Origin of the sequence: Streptomyces sp. 150FB (assembly GCF_000818195.1) — a bacterium.
Lineage (GTDB): Bacteria > Actinomycetota > Actinomycetes > Streptomycetales > Streptomycetaceae > Streptomyces.
The window spans coordinates 825,660-843,566 of record NZ_JTHL01000001.1; the positions used below are offsets into that span (position 1 = coordinate 825,660).

Consider the following 17,907-nt stretch of genomic DNA (forward strand, 5'->3'; position numbering starts at 1 on the left):
CGTACGGCGGCCGGGTCGAGCCGGAGCGGTGCCAGTACGGGCTCGTCGCACGCGAGGGCGGCGTCGAACAGGGCGAGGCCCTCCTCCGCGGACATCGGAACGAGGCCGCCGCCGGCCAGCCGGTTCCGGTCGGCGTCGCCGAGGTGCCCGGTCATGCCGCTGGGTGGCGCCCACCAGCCCCAGGCCAGGGACCGGCCGGACAGGCCGCGTGCCCTGCGCTCGTGCGCCAGCGCGTCGAGGAAGGCGTTGGCGGCGGCGTAGTTGGCCTGCCCGGGGCTCCCCAGGACGCCCGCCGCCGAGGAGAACATCACGAAGGCCGGGACGTCGCCGCACAGGGTGTGCAGGTTCCAGGCGGCGTCGACCTTGGCGCGGAGCACGCCGGCCACACGCTCCGGGGTGAGAGCGGTGACAACGCCGTCGTCCAGCGTTCCGGCCGCGTGCACGACCGTGGTCAGCGGGTGTTCCGCGGGGACCCGGTCCAGCACGGCCGCCAGCGCCTCGCGGTCGGCGACGTCGCAGACAGCCGTGGTGACCTCGGCGTCGAGGTCCTCGAAGCCGGTGATCTCGTGGCGCCCGAGGAGCAGCAGCCGCCGCACGCCGTGCGCGGCGACCAGGTGCCGGGCCACGAGGCCTCCGAGGAGGCCGCCCGCGCCGGTGATCAGCACCGTCCCTTCCGCGTCGATCACCGAAGTGCCCGTCGGATCGGGCGCGGGGAGCAGCCTGGGGGCGTACAGCTCCCCGGAGTTGATCACCGCCTGCGTCTCGTCCGCCGCCTGCGCGGCGGCCACGGCGGCCGGCAGCAGACGCAGGTCGTCGTCCGCGCACTCGATCCACAGGAAGCGCCCCGGCTGCTCGGCCTGGACGGACCGTACGAGTCCGCCGACCGCCGCCGAGGGCAGGTCGCCGGGGCGCGCCACGAGGACCAGCGGGACGGCCGCCAGGCGTTCGTCGGCCAGCCAGTCCTGGATCAGACCGAGGACCCGCGACACCGCCTCGTGCGCACCGCGGACCGGGTCGGCGGATCCGTCCGTGCCGTCGGCGGCACGGACGACGACCGCGTCGGGCCCCACGGATGCGGCGGCGGCGACGTCCGGGACCGTCCAGCGGGCGTCGACCGCCGTCGCGAGCGCGTCGTCGGACGCACCGAGGAAGGCCCACCGCCGGTCCGGGACCGGTGCCGCGGGCAGTGTCACCGGGCTGGGCAGCAGCAGGGACGTGCGCGGCCCGGTGCCGGAGGCCGGACGGGTCGTCAGCGCGTCGATCGACGCCACGGGGGCGCCGGACTCGTCGGTGACCAGCACCGATACCGCACCGTCTCCGGCCGGTGCCACGCGGGACCGCAGCCGCGACCCGGTGTGCGCGCCGAACCGCACGCCGTTCAGGGAGAACGGCAGCCGCACGCCTCCGCTCTCGTCCCCGTCGCGCACAGCGACGGACTGCAACACCGCGTCCAGCAGGGCCGGATGCACGCCGAAGCCCTCGCCCGGTGCCTCGTTCTCAACCTCGGCGAAGACCTCGTCGCCTCGGCGCCAAGCGGCGCGCAGCCCCTGGAAGGCCGGCCCGTAGTCGATTCCGCCGGCGGCCCGCGCCGGGTAGAAACCGGCCAGGTCGACCGGTTCGGCGCCCGGCGGGGGCCAGGACGCGGAGTCCGCCGCCTTCGGACGCTCCTCTGCCACCAGCACGCCGTCGGCGTTGCGCGTCCACTCCGGCCGCCCGGTGTGCCGCGAGGACACGGTCACCGGCCGCGAACCCGCGCGTTCCGCGCCGACCTGGACCCGTACCGTCACTCCGTCCGACTCGGGCACCACCAGCGGGGCCTGGAGGGTCAGTTCCGCCACCTGGCCCGTGCCGACCCACCGTCCGGCGGCCACCACGCAGTCCACGAGGGCCGTGCCCGGCAGCAGCACGGAGCCCAGCACGGCATGGTCCGCCAGCCAGCCGTGGTGCCGCAGCGACAGCCGCCCGGTGAGGACGCAGCCGTCCTCGTCGAGGTCCGTCACCGCGCCGAGCAGGGGGTGCCCGGACTCGGTCAGCCCGGCGGCCGCCATGTCGGGTCGGCTGTCGGTGTCCCGCAGCCAGAAACGGCGGTGCTGGAAAGCGTAGGTCGGCAGTTCCACCCGGCGCCCGCCGTCGACGGACGCTCGCACCGGTGCCCCGTGGACGTAGGCCTCGGCCACGGACCGCAAGAAGCGATCAGCGCCCCCGTGTCCGCGGCGCAGGGTACCGACGGCGTGTGCGCCGGCGCTGTCCTCGATCGCCGTCGTGAGCACCGGGTGCGGGCTGACCTCGACGAAGAGCCTCATCCCGTCGCCGAGCAGCGAGTGGACCGCCGCGTCGAAGTCGACGGTCTCGCGCAGGTTGCGGTACCAGTAGTCCGCGTCGAGGCCGTGGCCGTCGGCCACGCCGCCCGTGACCGACGAGTAGAAGGGCACGTCCGCGTCCTGCGGCGACAGCGCGCCGATCGACCGGAGGACGGCCTCGCGGACCTCCTCGACCTGGGCCGAGTGCGAGGCGTAGTCCACCGGAATCCGCTTGGCGCCCTCGAAGCGGGCGAGCACCGACTCCAGCCCGGCCGGGTCGCCGGAGACCACCACGGACGACGGGCCGTTCACCGCCGCGACGGCCACTCCCCGGGGCAGCGACTCCCGTACCCGCTCCACCGGCGCCGGTACGGACACCATGCCACCGCGTCCGGCGAGTGCCGTGATCGCGCGGGACCGCAGCGCCACCACCCGGGCACCGTCGTCGAGCGACAGCGCGCCCGCGACCACCGCCGCGGCGATCTCCCCCTGGGAGTGGCCGACTACCGCGTCCGGCGTGACACCCGTCGACTCCCACAGGGCGGCGAGCGAGACCATCACCGCCCACAGCGCCGGCTGCACTGTGTCCACCCGGTCCAGGGCGGCCTCGTCCGCCAGTACCTCTGTCAGGGACCAGTCGACGAACGGCGTCAGCGCGGCCTCGCACTGTGCCATCCGGGCCGCGAACACCGGCGAGGAACCGAGCAGTTCCACCGCCATCCCCGTCCACTGCGAGCCCTGACCGGGGAACACGAACACGGTCGAGGGCCGCTCCGCCGCCTCGGCGAGCGCGACATGGGCCGCGGGCTCCCCCGCGGCGAGCGCGGCCAGCCCGCTCCGGAGGTCGTCGGCGTCCCTGCCCACGACGGCGGCCCGGTGCCGGAGCCCCGCCCGGCCCGTCGCGAGGGAGTGGGCGATGTCGGCGGGGGCATGGTCGTCCACGACGGCGAGCAGGCGGCCGGCCTGGGCGCGCAGGGCGTCCGGATCAGCGGCGGAGAGCGGCCAGAGCAGGGGTTGCCGGACGGGAGTCCCGGCCTCCTCCACGGGCGCGGGGGGTGCGGCTTCGAGGATCACGTGGGCGTTGGTCCCACTCACCCCGAACGAGGACACTCCCGCCCGGCGCGCCCCCTCCCACTCCTGCTCCTCGGTCAGCAACCGAACCGCGCCCGAGGACCAGTTCAAGCGGGATGACGGGACCTCGGCGTGCAGCGTCCGCGGCAGACGGCCGTGCCGCATCGCCAGCACCATCTTCATCACACCGGCCACACCAGCGGCCGCCTGCGTATGACCGATATTCGATTTCAACGACCCCAGCCACAAGGGCCGTTCGCGCCCCTGCCCGTATGTCGCCAGCAACGCACGTGCCTCGATCGGATCACCCAGCGCCGTCCCGGTGCCATGGCCCTCCACCGCGTCCACGTCCGACGCCGACAGCCCGGCGTTCGCCAGCGCCGCCCGCAGCACACGCTCCTGAGCCGCGCCGTTCGGCACTGTCAGACCGCTGCTGGCCCCGTCCTGGTTCACCGCGGAACCCCGCACCACGGCGAGGACCTGATGACCGTGCCGGCGGGCGTCGGACAGCCGTTCGAGGAGCAGCAGACCCACGCCCTCGGCGAAGCCCGTGCCGTCGGCGCCGTCCGCGAAGGCCCGGCACCGTCCGTCCGGGGACAGCCCCCGCAGCCGGCTGAACTCCACGAGACTCAGCGGCGTGGCCATGACCGAGGCGCCCCCCGCCAGGGCCAGCGAACACTCACCCTGGCGCAGCGACCGTGCCGCCAGGTGCAGGGCGACCAGTGACGACGAGCAAGCGGTGTCCACCGTGATCGCCGGGCCCTCAAGCCCCATGGTGTAGGCGATCCGGCCCGAGGCGATGCTGCCGGCGCTGCCGTTGCCGAGGTAGCCCTCGACCTCGCGCGGTATCCCGCGCACGATTCCGGCGTACTCGTGGTGCATCACACCGACGAAGACCCCCGTGCTGCTGCCCTTCAACGCGTGCGGATCCATCCCGGCCCGTTCCACGGCCTCCCACGACGTCTCCAGCAGCAGCCGCTGCTGGGGGTCCATGGCGAGGGCCTCGCGAGGCGGGATCCCGAAGAAGTCCGCGTCGAAGCCAGCGGCGTCCCGCAGGAAGCCGCCGCCGGTCGCATAACAGGTGCCGGGTTTCTCCGAGTCGGGATCACGCAGGGCGTCGAGGTCCCAGTCCCGGTCCTCCGGAAACGGCGAGATGGCCTCGCGGCTCTCGGCAAGGAGATCCCACAACTCGTCCGGTGTGTCGATGCCGCCGGGCAGCCGGCAGGCCATCCCGATGATGGCGATCGGCTCGTGCTCCCTGGCCTCGGCGCCACGGAGCCGCTCCTTGGTCTGGCGCAGGTCGGTGGTCAGCCGCCGCAGATATTCCAGGACCTTCTCGTCCGTCGGCTCCGACGTACCGGTCATCGACCGCACCCCTTCTTGATCAATCGCTACCGCTAAGGGGGAATGGGCCCACCCTCTCGGCCGGTGCGTCCGACCAGGACCACCACCTGTGTCGAGGCCCGGCCGTCCAGGACGGACCGCCCTCATAGGAACGTGGGTGCCCGGACGTCCGGGAGCTCCGGCGATCGCCACCTCACGGGTCGATAGTGCGGGCGGCGCATAGCGTCCCGATAGCGAAGGTGTGTCGCCCACGGACGGCGGACCCCGCTGTGGCTTGAGCGCCGTGAACTCGCCGCACCGTCTTCCGAATCGCACGGTGTCGAGCTGTACAGTGCGTACCCGGCGATGCGGCGGCTGTTCGACAGGAACGCCATGCGGACTGACCGCGCTGAACGACCACTCACGCAGCCGTGACGGCGTTCGTGTCCTCGCCGGTCCCCCTGGATGCCGAACCGATGCCGGAACCTCGCTGTGGGTTCGACCGGGCGGAGGTTCAGGGACTTGGCGGAACTCGCCGGCCAGAAACTCGTAGCCGAAAGTAAGGGAGAGAGCCGATGACCTCTGCTGTGGAAAGTGGCACCTGGATACGCAGGTATCGACCCGCACCCGAAGCAGGCGTCCGACTGCTCTGTATGCCGCACGCCGGAGGATCGGCCACCTACTACGCACCCGTGGCCCGGTCACTCGCCCCCGTCGCGGATGTACTGGCCGTCCAGTACCCGGGCCGGCAGGACCGGCGTAGCGAGAAGCACCTGACCGACGTGCGAGAGTTCGCCGCGGGCATCGCTGACGCGATGTCGGACGATGACGAGCGCCCACTCGCGCTGTTCGGACACAGCATGGGCGCTCTGGTGGCCTACGAGTTGGCGCTGCGACTGGAGCAGGCTGGTCGCGCCCCGGTACATCTCTTCGTGTCAGGGCGGCGAGCGCCCTCCGCGACCCGGCCGAGTGAAGACCTGCACAAGCGCAGTGACGCCCAACTGGTCGAGGCCGTGCGCAGATTGAAAGGCACGGACGACCAGGTGTTCCAGAACGCGGAGCTGGTGGAGATGGTGCTACCCGCGATCCGGGCCGACTATCAAGCCGTTGAGACCTATGAGCCGCGTTCCGGCGATCGACTGCGTTGCCCCGTGACCGTGTTCACCGGGGAGGACGACATCATGACGACGCCGGCGGAAGCCGCCGCGTGGGATCGCCATACCGAAGGGTCCAGCGATCTGCATGTTTATCCGGGCGGCCATTTCTTCCTGAATGACCGTTCGCCGGAGGTTCTCGACGTCATCCGGCAGCACCTGGGGCTGTCCTGAGCTTCGTCCGGGGATGACCGGAGGGCCCGCGCGGTGGCGCCGCACCCGGCGATACGGGTGCGGCTCCACGGCGCGGGTCGGTGGTGCCCTGTCAGTACAGCCCTTCGACCGCGGTGCTCGCCGTCTCCAGCGGACGCACGTTGGCCACGCCGTCGGTGGGGAACCGGGTGCCGGTGTCGTAGCGGTCGGCCTCGTCCCGCTCCAGCACGTTCGGCAGGAAGAGGTCGTCGTGGAGGACGGTCAGCCGGACCCGGCCCGCCGCGCCGTAGGGCACGACGGTCATCGGGTCGGTCTTGTCCACGACCGCCATAGTGACCTGCGGGTAGTTCGGCAGGTACGGCATCAGTTCGCCGTCCTGCTCCACCGGGAGCCCGGCCGCGTTGCCGAAGGTGTTGCCGTAGCTCAGCCCGCAGATCCCGCCCTCCAGGGCCTTGGTGATCCGCCGGTGGACCGACGGGAGCAGATGAGTGCCGCTGAGCCGCACGCCGCGCAGGCGGGCGACCAGCTCCGGGTCCCTGCGGATGAGCGCCACCATGAGCGCCGGTGTCGTGTTGACGTAGTCCACGTTCCGGGTGCCGATCACGTCCGTGATCTGGTCGAGCAGGTGCTCGGTGTAGTCGCGGGCGATCGGCATGCGGGCGGTGCGCAGCAGTCGCTTGACCCAGCGGGGGTCCATGTCGATGGCGTAGACGACCGACGAATACAGGTCGCTTGTCTCCCACACACCGTTGCCGATGAGGTGGGGTCCGGTGGGGGTGGCCTGCAGCCAGGTGCGGTGCTGCTCGAAACCTTCGGTCAGGAACGACCAGCGCCGCCACACACCGCGGTGGACGATCATCTCCGGTGTGTAGAACACCCGGCTCGGGGCGCCCGTGGTGCCGCCGGAGTCCCACATCCGGCCGGCGAGCGGACGGGGTACGGCGAGGGGGACGAAGTCGGCCGGGTCCCGGGTGCGCAGGACGTCCAGGTCGAACGGGCCGAACTCGGTGAGCTGCGCGTAGCGGGTGATGTCGCGCGGGTCGAAGGAGAGCTGTGCCGCCCACTCCAGCCAGTACGGGCTGCCGGTCTCGGGGTCGAAGTGGCGCCGGACCACGCGCCTGGTCCAGTCGTCCTGGTCCGTGGCCAGCCAGCCGTCCACGAGCCGGTCGCAGTCCTCCGCGGTGAGATGGGAGCTCAGCACGGCGCCAGACCCGTCTCCGGGTACTCGATGCCCAGCTCGTACACGCTGGAGACGACCTTCTCGATGTGCTCCGGCTGCTCGATGTGGAGGACCGGGAAGGGGATGCGCAGCAGGCCGGCGGGGATCGCCGGGCCGACCACCACACCGAGTTGGACGCCGAGGTCGTGCATACCGTCGTAGACGTGGGGCAGGCTGACGAGGGTGGTGGGGTTGCGCTCGAACAGGTCCTGGACGTCCTCGGGCGTGGTCAGCCGCTTGCGGTCCAGGCAGGACAGCACGGGCAGTTGGGGCGCGGAGAACTGGATCGCCTCGATGTACGGCTTGACGAACTCCTGGAAGGGCGCGCGGAGCGGGGTGTGCTGAGCGATGGTGCGGCCCGGCATGAGCGTGACCAGGCCCTCGGGCAGGGAGCCCGCCAGCTCGGTCATCGCTTCGAATTCGCCACCCAGCATGTAGATCTTGAGAGCGCCGTCGGCCGTCTGCCCCATGTCGCCGGCCAGGAAGACCCCGTCGGCACCGCCGATGAACGTCCGAACATCCTGACCGGCGGGGACAGCCGCGATGGCGAGGGCGTGCGGCAGGTCGGAGGGGGCGGGGTCGGGGCACAGCCGGCCGGCCCGGAGCAGTCCGAAAAGATCCTCCCGGCTCAGCGCGCCCGCCAGGCAGGAACTGGTCATGGCGCCCAGACTCAGTCCGCCGAGCACCGAGGGGTGTACGCCCTGCTCGGCGAGGATGTCGTGCACGGAAAGGGCGAGGGCGGTCTCGCGGATCGAACCGACGCTCTGCCGCTCCTCCTGAGGCTCCGGGAGTTCGTCCTCCAGGACCTGCCCGACGGTCAGACCCGTCCAGTCGGCGATCCGCTCGTACAGCCGCTGCATCACCGGGTAGGCACGGTGCAGTTCGAGACCGTGCGGCTCGGTGCCCACACCTCCACCGAGCAGGTAGCCCAGTGCCATGGAATCCTCCAAAGAAATGTTCGTTGGTCATGCTCACGGCGGCCATCCGAGCTGGACGGACGCGGAATGCGCGCATGGTACGTCTGGGTCTGACTACCGGAGCGGCCATAGCGCCTGGATAGCGCGGGGCCACGCGGCGTCCGGGGGTGTGCCGGAGCCCGCCCGGTCGCGATGACCGGGCGGGCCCCGACGCGTCAGAGAGTGGCCAGCCAGTCCTTGACCGCCCGGGTGGTCGTCTCCAGATGGTCCTCCATGACGGTGAAGTGGTTGCCGGGCACGTCGAGCACCTTGTCGGCGGGCCACACCGCGCGCCACTCCTCGCTCGAGGGGTCGTCGGTCATGCCGTCGAGCGGCACGCTGGCCCGGAGCAGCAGGGTGGGGGAAGCGACCGGCCGGGGCTCCCAGAACTCGTACATCGCGCAGTACCAGCCCATGGCCGACAGCCGGGTACCGTCGAGGCTGACGAACCGCTCCTCGCGTTCGAACATGCCGTCCAGGAGCTGATCCTGCACCCGGTTGATGTGTTCACTGGTCATCGGGTAGCCGTCGATGACCACAACACCGGCCGGGGTGATGCCGCGTTCCAGCAGCCTGTCGGCGGTCGCGTGGGCGAGGACCCCGCCGGAGGACGAACCCAGCAGGACGAACGGGTCGTCGCCGACGAATTCCATGATCAAGTCACAGTACAAGTCGGTCAGCGCGTCAGCGTCGGCGGCCAGTGGTTCGCCGCTCTGGAAGCCGGGAACGTCCAGCGCGGTGATGTCGTACGCGTCGCCGAACTGGGAGGCGAACCGGACGAACTGGTGGGCGCCGCCGAGCGCGACGAAGGCGGAGAAGCAGATGATCCGGGGCCGCTTGGCGCCGTTCATCAGCCGCAGCGGTCCGGGTATCGCGTCCCGGTCGGACGTCGCGGTGAACATCGGCCGCAGCATGGCGGCCTGGTGCAGCAGGCGGACTCCCGTCTTGAGCTGGCCGCACTCGCAGGCGTAGCGGAAGAGGTCGCTCGCCGCGTCCAGCGGGTCGGTACGGCGGACGGGCGCCGCGGGCTCAGCCGCCGGCCCGGGTTCCGGTGCCGGCGCGCGCAGTTCGGCGCCCAGGAATCGGGCGAGTTCCCGCGGGGTGGCGCAGTCGAAGGCGACTGTGGGGCGCAACCGCAGTCCGGTGACGGCGGTGAGCCGGTTACGCAGCTCGACGGCGGTGAGCGAGTCCAGGCCGAGCGAGAGGAATCCCGCGGTCTCGTCGATGTCGTCGGCGGAGGCGTGGCCGAGCACAGTGGCGAGGTGGCCGCGCACGACTGTCCCGAGAAGGGCGTGGCCGGCCTCCTCGTCCAGTCCGGCCAGCTCGCGCCTGAGCGCGTCGGGGTTCTGGCGCTCCGTCCCGGTCCGCCGGGCCGATGTCCGCAGGAGGTCGCGCAGCAGGTGCGGGGTCTGGTCCGGGTCAGCCTCCAGTGTGCCGCCCGCGAGCGTCGCGGGCACCATCGCGGGGCTGCCCACGGCGCGGGCGAGGTCGAGCACGGCGAGGCCCTGCTCGGTGTCGAACGGCACCACTCCCCCACGCGACATGCGCGCCACGTCGGCCTCGTCGAGGTCGCGGGTGAGGGCGCCGCGGTGTTCCCACAGGCCCCAGGCGAGGGACTGGGCCGGTAGGCCCCTGGCGCGCCGGTGGTGGGCCAGCGCGTCGAGGAAGGCGTTGGCGGCCGCGTAGTTGCCCTGGCCCGGTGCGCCGAAGGTGCCCGCGATGGAGGAGAACAGGACGAACTCCGCGAGGTCGAGGTCGCGGGTCAGTTCGTGCAGATTGAGCGCCGCGTCGACCTTGGGGCGCAGTACGGTGTCGACCTGCTCGGGGGTGAGCGAGGCGAGGACGCCGTCGGCGAGCACCGCCGCGGTGTGCACGACCGCCGTCAGCGGGTGATCGCCGGGGACTGCGGCGATCAGCTCCGCGAGGGCGTCCCGGTCGGCCGCGTCGCAGGCGACGGGGGTGATCTCGGCGTCGACCTCGGCGCGCAGCCCCCGGACGGCCTCGGCCGCTGGGCCGCGCCGGCTCGCCAGGATCATGTGGCGGACGCCGTGTTCGGCGGCGAGGTGTCGGACGACCAGTCCGGCGAGTCCCTCGGCTCCGCCGACGATCAGGACGGTGCCGTCCGGGTCGATCCGCCGCTCGGCTGTCCCGCCCGCGGAGCGGTGCAGCCGGGGCACTCGCAGTTCGCCGCCGCGCAGGGCGAGTTGGGGTTCGTCGCAGGACAGGGCGGCGTCGAGGAGGGACTCTCCGGCCTCGTCCGTGTCCACGAGGACGAAACTGCCCGGGTTCTCCGACTGGGCGGACCGGACCAGCCCCCATACCGGGGCGGCGGCCAGGTCGGGTACGTCCTCGTCGTCGGCGGTCGCGACCGCGCCCCGCGTGACGACGACAAGCCGAGCCCCGTCGGGGTGGTCGGCGGCCAGCCAGTCCTGCAGCTCGGTCAGGACCCGGAGGGTGGTGGCGTGGGCCGCCGCCGCGCTCGGGGCGCCGGACTCCACCCGGAGCAGCGTGTCGGTGCGCGGCACGGCATCGGGCAGCGGCCTGGTGACCCAGGACACCTGGTACAGGGAGTCGTGACGGGCCATGCCCGTGGCGCGGCGCAGCACCAGCGAGTCGACCGTGACGACGGGCCGGCCGTCGGCGTCGGCGGCCCGGACGGACACCTCGTTCTCGCCGCGTTTGACGAGCACGACCCGCAGATCGCCCTGGTGCCGGGCGTGCACCCTGACGCCGCTGAAGGAGAACGGCAGGACGGGCCCGGCGCCGTCACCGGCGCGGGAGACGCCGACTGTCTGCAGCGCGGCGTCCAGCAACGCGGGGTGGATGCCGAACCGGCCCAGGTCGCCGCGCTGTTCCTCGGGCAGGGACACCTCGGCGTAGACCCGGCCGTCCTGCCGCCAGGCGCCGGCCATGCCCTGGAAGGCAGGGCCGTACGCGATGCCGCCGTCGGCGAACCTGGCGTAGAAGTCCTCGACGTCCACCTGTTCGGCGTCGGCCGGGGGCCACGGGGTGACCTCGTCCACGGCGGGTGCGGTGTCGCCAGCGGCCGCGAGCCATCCGGTGGCGTGCCGGGTCCAGGGCCCGTCGTCCGGGGCGGAGTGGACAGTGAAGGGACGTCTCCCCGCGCCGTCCGGTGCCTGGGCGGTGAGCTGGACGGTGAGGCTGTCGGCCGGGCCGATCACCACGGGGGTCTCGACGGTGAGTTCCTCCAGCAGGTCGCAGCCGAGGTCCCGGCCGGCCCGCAGCGCCATCTCGACCAGGCCCGTACCCGGGAGCAGCACGGTGCCGCCGACGGCGTGGTCGGCCAGCCAGGGGTGGGTCCGCAGCGACACCCGTCCGGTGAAGAGAAACGTGTCGCTGTCGGCGAGGGGCTGCGGCCTGCCGATCAGCGGGTGGCCGTCGGCGGCGCGGCCGAGGTGCTCGATGGCGGGATCCAGCCAGTAGTTCTTCCGCTGGAAGACGTAGGTCGGCAGGTCCACGCGGCGGGCGCCGGAGAACGCGGGCCCCCATGCGACCCGGACGCCGCGGACGTGCAGCTCCCCGAGCGAGAGCAGGAAGCGGTCGAGTCCGCCGTCGTCGCGGCGCAGGGTGCTGACCACGACGCTGTCCGGGCTGGCCTGGAGCCAGGTCGACACCACCGGGTGCGGGCTCACCTCGACGAAGGTCTCGAAGCCACGCTCGGCGAGCGTGCGCACGGCACGGTCGAACTCGACGGGCTCTCGCAGGTTGCGGTACCAGTAGGCGGCGTCCAGGGTGTCGGTGGCGGCCCACTCGCCCAGGGTGGTGGAGAAGAACGGCACCTTCCCTTCGAGCGGGGTCACATCGGCGAGGATGTCGGCGAGTTCGTCGCGGATGCGCTCCACGTGCGGGGAGTGCGCCGCGAAGTCCACGCCGGGAACGGTCCAGCGCAGGATGTCGTCCTGGGCGAGTTCCGCGCCGAGTTCGTCCAGCGCGCCGGGTTCGCCGGAGACCACGACAGCCGTCGGCCCGTTGACCACGGCGACGGCGAGGCGGTCGCCGTAGGCGGCGGCCCGTTCGCGGACCAGGTCGGGCGCGGCGGAGACGAACATCATGCCGCCGTCGCCGGACAGTGCCAGGAGGGCCTTGCTGCGCAGGGCGACGACACGCGCGCCGTCCTCCAGGGACAGGCCGCCGGCGACCACGGCGGCGGCGATCTCACCCTGGGAGTGGCCGACGACAGCGGCGGGCTCGACGCCGTACGACTGCCAGAGGGCGGCCAGGGAGACCATCACGGCGAACAGCACGGGCTGGGCCCTGTCGACCTCGTCGAAGTCGCCGGAGCGCAGGACGTCGGACAGCGACCAGTCGGTGAACGGCGCGAGGGCGCGTTCGCACTCCGCCATCCGGGCGGCGAAGACGGGGGCGGAGTCGAGAAGCCCGGTCGCCATGCCCCGCCACTGGGAGCCCTGCCCGGGAAAGACGAACACCGTCCTGCCGGTGGGTCCGGTGGCTCCGCGCACGGCGTTCGCGGAGTACTCCTCCCGTGCCAGCAGGTCGAGTTCGCGCCGGAAGCCGTCCCGGTCCGCCGCGACGACGACCGCACGGTGGGCGAGCGCCGCCCTGCTGGTCGCGGTCGAGTGGCCGATGTCGGCCGGGGACAGCCCGGGGTGGAGGTCCAGGTGGGCGCGCAGCCGGTCGGCCTGCGCCGCGAGGGCCGCGGGTGTCCGGCCCGACAGCAGCCAGGGGACGGTCGTGGGGTCCGTGGCTGCGGCGGGCGCCTCGTCCACCGCGGGGGGCGCTTCCAGGACGAGGTGCGCGTTGGTGCCGCTCACGCCGAACGACGAGACGCCGACGCGGCGCGGGTGCCCGTTCGCGGGCCAGTCGACGGTCTCGGTCAGCAGCCGGACGTCGCCCTCGGTCCAGTCGATCTCGGTGGAGGGCTGTGCCACATGCAGGGTCCTGGGCAGTACGCCGTATCGCATGGCCTGCACCATCTTGATGACGCCGCCGACACCGGCCGCGGCCTGGGTGTGCCCGATGTTGGACTTCAACGACCCCAGCCACAGCGGCTTTTCACGATTCTGCCCGTACGTGGCCAGGACTGCCTGGGCTTCGATCGGGTCGCCCAGTGCCGTCCCCGTGCCGTGCGCCTCCACCACGTCCACCTCGGACGGTTTCAGCCTCGCGTTGGCCAGGGCCTGCCGGATCACTCGCTGCTGTGACGGACCGTTCGGCGCCGACAGCCCGTTGGACGCGCCGTCCTGGTTCACCGCGCTGCCCCGGAGCACCGCCAGCACCGGATGCCCGTTGCGCTCCGCGTCCGTGAGCCGCTCCAGGAGCACCATCCCGGCGCCCTCGCCGAACCCGGCGCCGTCCGCGCCGTCGGCGAAAGACTTGCAGCGGCCGTCGCGCGCGACGCCGCCCTGCTGGCTGAGCCCCACGAACAGGCCGGGGCCGGCCATCACCGTGGCGCCTCCGGCGAGAGCCAGGGTGCTCTCCCCCGTGCGCAGGGACTGCGCGGCGAGGTGGATGGCGACCAGGGAGGAGGAGCAGGCGGTGTCGACGGTGACCGCGGGGCCCTCCAGTCCGAAGGTGTAGGAGAGCCGGCCGGATCCGACGCTGGACTGGGTGCCCATGCCGAGGAACGCCTCGACGCCGTCCGGCACGTGGTGCAGCGGGCCGCCGTAGTCGGTGGCCATCAGGCCGACGAAAACGCCGGTCTTGCTGCCGCGCAGCGTGCCCGGGTCGATACCGGCCCGCTCCAGGGTCTCCCAGGTGATCTCCAGCAGCAGCCGCTGCTGCGGGTCCATGGCCAGCGCCTCGCGCGGCGAGATCCCGAAGAACCCCGGGTCGAACGCTCCCGCGTCGCTCAGGAACCCGCCCTCACGCGTGTGGGAGGAGGGCGTGTCGGCCGAGCCGGGTTCGAACAGCCCGCCGGTGTCCCAGCCCCGGTCCTCGGGAAAGCCCGAGACCGCGTCTCTCCCCTCGGCGACCAGCCGCCACAGGCCGTCGGGCGAGGTGACCCCGCCGGGGTAGCGGCAGCCCATGGCCACTACGGCGATCGGCTCCTCGATCCCGTTCGACAGACGCTGATTTGCCTCCTTCAGGCGTTCGTTGTCCACCAGCGCGGTACGCAGGGCGGCGATCACTCGTTCTTCTCGGGCAGTCATCGTGAACTCCACAGATATTGCTTCAGGTCAGGAGTGGTCATCGCCGAACACCATGTTGACAAGATCGTCCACGTCCATGCTCTGGATATGGTCGATCCGGTCGGACATCGTCGGTTGCCGGCCCTCGTCCGCAGCCTTCAGCAGGACGTCCAGCACGCCGGACGCGCGCAACCGGTCGATGGACACGGACGCGAGGGCGTCCCGGATCTCGGTGTCGCTGAGGTCCTCGCCCGGCTCGGCCGCACCAGCCGCGGGCTCCAGGCCCAGCTTGCCGTACAGGTATTCGGCCAGCCCCGAGGAGGTCGGGTAGTCGAACACCAGCGTCGCCGTCAGCCGGGTGCCGATGTCCGACGAGAGCCGGTTGCGCAGCTCCACGGCCATCAGCGAGTCGAACCCGAGCTCCATGAACGTCCGGTCCGGGTCCACCGCCGACGGACCGCTGTAGGCGACGACCGCCGCCACGCCGGTGCGCACCAGGTCCAGCAGTGCGCCGCGCTGGTCCTCCTCCGGCAGCCCGGCCAGCCGCTGCCGGAGCGTCGCCGCGTCACCCCGCTCGCCGGCGGCGGCCGGGGTCCTCCGGCCGGTCACCCGGATGAGGTGGCGCAGCAGCGGCGGGACCGTGCCGGCACGGGGCGACAGGTCGAGGTGGATCGGCACCAGCGCTGCGTCGTCCAGAGCGGATGCGGCGTCGAACAAGACCAGTCCGTCGGCCGAGTCGATGGCGCGTACGCCGCCACCGGCGAGCCGGGCCACCTCTCGGTCACCGAGCCCGCCGGTCATGCCGCTGCGCTGCTCCCAGAAGCCCCAGCCCAGCGACTGGGCGGGCAGGCCCTCGGCACGTCTGCGGTGGGCCAGCGCGTCCAAGAAGGCGTTGGCAGCGGCGTAGTTGGCCTGGCCGGCGGCCCCGAAGGTCGCCGACGCCGAGGAGAACAGCACGAACGCCGAGAGGTCGAGGCCACGGGTCAGCTCGTCCAGCAGCAGCGCGGCGTCGGCCTTCGGACGCAGCACATGGTCGACGTGTTCCGGCGTGAGCGAGGTGACCGGCGCGTCGTCGAGCACACCGGCCGCGTGCACGACGCCGGTGAGCGGGCGGTCCGCGGGTATCGCGGCGATGACCTCGGCCATCGCCGCGCGGTCCGCCGCGTCGCAGCGAGCCGCCACGACCCGGGCCCCCGCCGCCGTCAGATCCTCGACCAGTCCCTCGTCCGGTTCGCCGCGCCCGACCAGCACCAGATCGCGCACCCCGTGCCGGGTCACCAGGTGACGTGCGGTCAGCCCGCCGAGAACGCCGCCGGCGCCGGTGATCAGCACCGTGCCGTTGGGGTCCCATGTGGGTTCCTCCCCGGTCGGCGCGACCCGGACCAGCCGGGCGGCAAGAACGGCGCCGCCACTGATCGCCATCTGCGGCTCGCCACAGGCCAGCGCCGCCGGCACCAGATCCGTGCCGTCCTCGGGACCGAGGTCCACCAGGACGAACCTGTCGGGGTGTTCGCTCTGCGCCGTCCTGACCAGGCCCCACACCGAGGCGTGCACCGCGTCGCGCACATCCGGCCCGGCCGCTCCCCTGGTGAGGAACACCAGGCGCTTGTCGTCGTCGTGGTCCTCGGCCAGCCATTCCTGGACCCGGGCGAGCGCCCGGTGGACGACGGCGTGTACGTCGTCGTCCTGCCCGGTGAAGTCGGCCACGACGTACGGCGGCACCGCGTGCCCGGGGGCTGCCGGGTGCCAGTCGACGCGGTAGAGCGAGCGGACGCGGGCGGAGTCCAACTGGCCCGCCGTGACCGGGCGCATGACCAGGGACTCGATCGAGGCGACGGGGGCCCCGGCAGGATCGGCGACGGTGATGGCCACCTCGTTCGGGCCGGTGGTGGCGAGGCGGACCCGCAGGGCCGTCGCCCCCGCCGCGTACAGGCTCATGCCGCCCCAACTGAACGGCAGCCGGACACCGGCGGACACGCCGCTTTCGGGACCTCCGTCCACGGCGGCCAGCCACAGCCCGTGCAGGGCCGCGTCCAGCAGCGCCGGATGGAGGCCGAACCGCTTGGCCCCGTCCCGCTGTTCGCCGGGCAGCGCGATCTCGGCGTACACGTCGGCGCCCTTGCGCCAGGCCGCCTTGAGGCCCTGGAACGCGGGTCCGTACTGATATCCCTGTTCGGCGAACCGGGGATAGAGGTCCGCCGTGTCCAGTGCCTCGGCCCCGACCGGCGGCCACGGGCCGGAGAGGCCCTCCGCGGGGGCTCCGTCCGCCGCCAGGACACCGGTCGCGTGGCAGGTCCACTCCTGGGCCGCGGAGGCGTTCTCGTCCCTCGCGTACAGGGTGAGGGGGCGGCGTCCCGACGCGTCGGGGGCTTCGACCGACAGTTGCACGGTCAGCGCGCCGTGCTCCGGGAGCACCAGCGGTGCCTCCAGGACGAGTTCGTCCAGCCGCTCGCAGCCGAGGTGGTCGGCGGCGTGCTGGGCCAGTTCCAGGAAGGCGGTACCGGGGAGCAGCACCGTTCCGTTGACGGCGTGATCGGCCAGCCATGGGTGGGTACGCAGCGACAGCCGGCCCGTGAACAAGTGGTCCTCGCCGCCTGCCAGCGGCAACGCCGCCCCCAGGAGGGGATGTTCGGCGCTGCGCAGCCCCGCTGCGGTCACGTCACCACCGGTGGGCTCCGCCGGCGACAGCCAGTACCGCTGCCGCTCGAAGGGGTACGTCGGCAGGCCGCGGTGCGCGGGCGCGCCGCCGAGGAACGGTGCGAAGTCCACCGCCACACCGCGTGTGAACAACTCACCGGCCGAGGTCAGGAAACGGCGCGGACCACCCTCGTCACGGCGCAACGTGCCCACGACCACAGCGTCCTCGGCGGTCTCCTCGATCGGCACCGTGAGCACCGGATGGGCACTGACCTCGACGAACGCGCCGAACCCCGCCTCGACCAACCCCCGGACAGCGCCCTCGAACTCAACCGTCTGCCGCAAGTTCCTGAACCAGTACTCCGCGTCAAGGCCGGTCCCATCAGCCCAGCCGACATCGACACTGGAGAAGAACGGGACCGTCGCCTCACGCGGCACCAACCCCTTCAGGGTGGAGAGGATGTCCTCGCGGATCTCCTCCACATGAGCGGAGTGAGAGGCATAGCCCACCGGGATCCGCTTGGCCCGCTCCACCGAGGCAAGTACCACCTCCAGACCGGCCGGGTCACCCGACACCACGACCGACGACGGCCCGTTCACCACAGCGACCGAGACACCAGCCGGCAGCAACTCCCGTACCCGGTCCACCGAAAGCGGCACAGACACCATGCCACCACGGCCCGCAAGAGCCGTGATCGCACGCGACCGCAACGCCACCACCCGGGCGCCGTCCTCCAACGACAACGCACCCGACACCACAGCAGCCGCGATCTCACCCTGCGAATGACCCACCACCGCATCGGCGACCACACCCACCGACTCCCACACCGCGGCCAGCGACACCATCACCGCCCACAACACCGGCTGAACCACATCCACCCGGCCGAACTCACCCGCCGCCACCACCTCCGACAACGACCAGTCCACAAACGGCGCCAACGCCGCCTCACACTCCGCCATCCGACCCGCGAACACCGGCGAAGA

At 72.4% G+C, this 17,907-nt stretch carries 6 protein-coding genes; 1 reads left to right on the plus strand and 5 read right to left on the minus strand.

The genetic code is table 11. The features are described 5' to 3' along the window. The coding region (locus tag QR77_RS48205) for a type I polyketide synthase (RefSeq protein ID WP_040019559.1) at window positions 1–4,736 on the minus strand (4,736 nt) is incomplete at its 3' end. A 533-nt stretch (window positions 4,737–5,269) separates the two neighbouring features. On the opposite strand from QR77_RS48205, the gene QR77_RS03270 reads away from it, so the two are divergent. After that, on the plus strand, window positions 5,270–6,022 hold the full coding sequence (locus QR77_RS03270) for an alpha/beta fold hydrolase (protein WP_040019560.1): 753 nt from the start codon (window positions 5,270–5,272) through the stop codon (window positions 6,020–6,022). 91 nt (window positions 6,023–6,113) lie between these two features. Here QR77_RS03270 and QR77_RS03275 read toward each other — a convergent pair whose 3' ends face one another. The 4 genes from QR77_RS03275 to QR77_RS03290 form a co-directional block, all read right to left on the minus strand. Then, complete coding sequence (locus QR77_RS03275; protein ID WP_040019561.1) at window positions 6,114–7,202, minus strand: hypothetical protein; 1,089 nt, start codon at window positions 7,200–7,202, stop codon at window positions 6,114–6,116. After that, window positions 7,196–8,158 (minus strand): malonyl transferase, encoded by a 963-nt coding sequence (locus QR77_RS03280; RefSeq protein ID WP_040019562.1) that lies wholly within the window; start codon window positions 8,156–8,158, stop codon window positions 7,196–7,198. The genes QR77_RS03275 and QR77_RS03280 overlap by 7 nt, the downstream gene beginning before the upstream one ends. A gap of 194 nt (window positions 8,159–8,352) precedes the next feature. Next, window positions 8,353–14,307, minus strand: coding sequence for a type I polyketide synthase (locus QR77_RS03285; RefSeq protein ID WP_040027223.1), 5,955 nt, complete (start codon window positions 14,305–14,307; stop codon window positions 8,353–8,355). Window positions 14,308–14,334: 27 nt separating this feature from the next. After that, complete coding sequence (locus QR77_RS03290) at window positions 14,335–17,898, minus strand: type I polyketide synthase (protein ID WP_269084306.1); 3,564 nt, start codon at window positions 17,896–17,898, stop codon at window positions 14,335–14,337. Window positions 17,899–17,907: the final 9 nt, after the last annotated feature.